Origin of the sequence: Xanthomonas sp. LF02-5, assembly GCF_034105325.1 — a bacterium.
GTDB classification, from domain to species: Bacteria; Pseudomonadota; Gammaproteobacteria; order Xanthomonadales; family Xanthomonadaceae; genus Xanthomonas_A; species Xanthomonas_A sontii.
In genome coordinates this window covers 1-2,748 of record NZ_JAXGGF010000014.1, presented here as the reverse complement: position 1 = coordinate 2,748, position 2,748 = coordinate 1, and the positions used below count along the sequence as shown (strand labels likewise).

The following is a 2,748-nucleotide window of genomic DNA, read 5'->3' as shown; positions in this document are numbered from 1 at the left end:
AGCGCTGATTGACCGCCAGGACCATCCGCGTGGCCAGCAACGAGTGCCCGCCCAGGCGGAAGAAGTTGTCGTCGGCGCCGACCGGTGCGTCGCGTTCCAGCAGCTCCTGCCACAGCTGCGCCAAGGCCAGCTCGGTGGGGGTGATGGGGGCGCGGTACGCGGCCGCGTCGGCCGCTTCCAGCAATGGCAGCGCCGCGCGGTCGACCTTGCCGTTGCCGGTGAGCGGCAGCTGTGCCAGCACGCCCAGCGCCGAGGGCCGCATGTACTCGGCCAGCGTACGCGCCAGCGACTGCTGCAACGCCGTGCACAGCGCCGCATGCTCCTCGGCGGGCACGGCACTGGCCACGAACGCCACGATCCGCCGGCGCTCGCCTTCGCCCTGTAGCAGCGCCACCGCATCGCTCACCCGCGGGTCCTCGCGCAGCCGCGACTCGATCTCGCCCAGCTCGATCCGGTAGCCGCGCAGCTTGACCTGCGCGTCGCGCCGGCCTAGATATTCCAGTTCGCCGTCGCGGCCGCAGCGCACCAGGTCGCCGCTGTGGTACAGCCGCTCGCTGCGCCCGTCGTGCAGCCGGTGCATGCGGAAGCGCGCGGCGGTCTGCGCCTCCAGGCGCTGGTAGCCCTCGGTGACGCCGTCGCCGCCGATGCACAGTTCCCCCACCGCGCCCACCGGCACCGGGTGATCCAGTGCGTTGCGCACATACAGGCTGGTGTTCTGGATCGGCCGGCCGATCGCCACCGCATGCCCGCCGCGCTGCAGGTCCTGCGGCCCGCGCACCGTGTACACCGCGCAACCGACGACCGTCTCGGTCGGGCCGTACTCGTTGACGTAGGTGGCCAGCGGCAGGCGCTCGCGCTGCCAGCGGGCCACGGTCGCCTTGGTCAGTTGCTCGCCGCCGATCACCAGGCAATGACGGCGCTGCATGGCGCTGTCGCCGCCGCCATGGGCGGCGAACACGCCATCCAGGTGCGCCGGCGTCAGTTTGAACAGCCAGTCACGGCCGTCCTCGAACAGGTAATGGCCCAGGCCGCCGAACAGGGCCGCGGCCTCGGTCGGCAGCAGCACCAGGCAGCGTCCGGCCAGCAACGGGACGAACAACGTGGTCACCGTGGCATCGAAGCTCAGCGGCGTGCCCATCACTGCGCCCTGGTGGTGGGGCTGCAGGTAGCCGCGGGCGTGATCGAGGTAGTTCACCACGCCGCGGTGCGGCACCCGCACGCCCTTGGGCTGGCCGGTGGAGCCGGAGGTGTAGATCAGGTAGGCCAGTTGGCGCGAGTCTTCCTCGGCGTCCGGGGCGACGTCCGGCCAGGACGACAGCGCCTGCGTGTCGTCCAGGCACAGCGTCCACGGCGCCAGGGCACGGCCGCGTTCGACCAGCGCGGTGACCGTCAGCACCTGCTCGACCTCGCTGTCGCCGCACATGTAGGCCAGGCGCGCATCAGGGTGATCCGGTTCCAGCGGCAGATAGGCGCCGCCGGCCTTGAGGATCGCCAGCACGCCCACCACCTGCTCCAGCGAGCGCCCGACATGCAGGCCAACCACCCGGCCCGGCCCGACCCCCTGCGCCCGCAGCGCCTGCGCGGCACGGTCGGACCAGGCATCCAGCGCGGCATAGCTCAGTTGCCGCGTGCCGTCGGTGACGGCCAGCGCCTGCGGGGTCCGCTGCGCCTGCTGCCGGAACAGCGCATGCACGCAGCGTTCGCGCGGATAATCGCGCGCGGTGGCATTCCAGGCATCCCAGCGGGCGTGCTCCTGCGCGTCCATCATCGGCAGCGCGAACACCGGCGTGGCCGGCGCGTCCAGCACCGCCTCCAGCAGCGCTGCATAGTGCCGCGCCACCTGTTCGATGCTCTGCGCATCGAACAGGACCGTGGCGTACTGCCAGCTCAGCCGCAGCGCTCCTTCGTGTTCCCAGGCGGTCAGTTCCAGATCGTACTTGCTGGTCTGCGCGGCATGGGCGATGCCCTCGATGCGCAGTCCGGGCAGTTGCAGCCGCCGCTGCGGCGTGTTCTGCAGGGTGAACAGGATCTGGAACAGCGGGCTGTGGCCCAGGCTGCGCTCCACCTGCAGCCGCTCGACCACCTTGTCGAAGGGCACGGCCTGCTCGCCGTAGGCATCGATCACCGTGGCGCGGGTGGCGCGCAGCAGCGCCTCGAAAGGCATGGTCGGCGCCAGTTGCGTGCGCAGCGCCAGGTTGTTGACGAAACAGCCGATCAGCGGCTCGACCTCGCGGTGCAGGCGTCCGGCTACCGGTGTGCCGATCACCACGTCGTGCTGGTCGCTGTAGCGCGCCACCAGCAGGGCCAGCACCGCTTCCAACAGCATGAACGGGGTGACGTCGTGCGCATGGCAGAACCCACGCACGCGCGCCATCAGCGCCGCCGGCAGTTCGCTGCGCAGGTTGGCGCCCTGCCCCGACATGCGCGTCGGGCGCGGGCGATCGCCCGGCAGCGTGCTCAGGTCCGGCGCGCCGGACAGCTGCGCGCTCCACCACGCCAGGCCGTCGACCAGCACCGGGGCCTGCGCCTGCTGCCACAGCGCGTAGTCGGCGTACTGGATCGGCAGCGCCGGCAACTGCGGCGGCTGGCCTTGGCCGATCGAGGTGTACAGCTGGGCGAACTCGTCGACCAGCACGTCCAGCGACCAGCCGTCGGCAGCGATGTGGTGCACGGTCAGCACCAGCACGTGCTCCTCGTCGGCCAAGGCCACCAGCGTGGCACGCAGCATCGGGTCGGCAGACAGGTCGA

Annotated in this window: 1 protein-coding gene; it reads right to left on the bottom strand. The window is 71.4% G+C overall.

What is annotated here, in order from left to right:
* On the bottom strand, positions 1-2,748 hold a 2,748-nt coding region (locus tag SLW52_RS21020), incomplete at both ends, for an amino acid adenylation domain-containing protein (protein ID WP_320744261.1).